General features: G+C 44.7%; 1 protein-coding gene. It reads right to left on the bottom strand.

What is annotated here, in order from left to right; genetic code table 11:
- A partial coding sequence (locus CIK04_RS31775; RefSeq protein ID WP_142995060.1) for a DUF3265 domain-containing protein occupies window positions 1–132 on the bottom strand: 132 nt, incomplete at its 3' end.
- Between the last annotated feature and the right edge of the window lie 237 nt (window positions 133–369).

Here is a 369-nt window from a genome sequence, read left to right as displayed (position 1 = left end):
GGTATAACGCTGCGTTAAGGGGTGAATGCCGCATAAACCAAGCTGCCGCAGACCACTTTCACCACCAAAACTCACTGCAAACCAAAAATGCCACGCGGCATGAATCCCGCTTAAACGCCTTGTATGGATAATAACTAACGAATCAGGGTAAGGTGAGACCCAGACTTTAGCTGCAACTAAAGTTCTCTATCTGATAGTTCGATTGAACGCTGGCTCCTCTATTGAGAGACCGATAACAAGAACGAACATCAGATAGAACTCCAAGCATCACACTCGAATAGTCTTCTGGGTCTCGAGCCCGCATTTCGCAAGCAAGAGTTAGCTTATTATGAATACAAATACACTTCAAAACATTAATGTCGGCGTTGA

It is taken from the genome of Vibrio sp. 03_296 (assembly GCF_002265885.1).
This window is presented reverse-complemented; position numbering and strand designations above follow the sequence as displayed.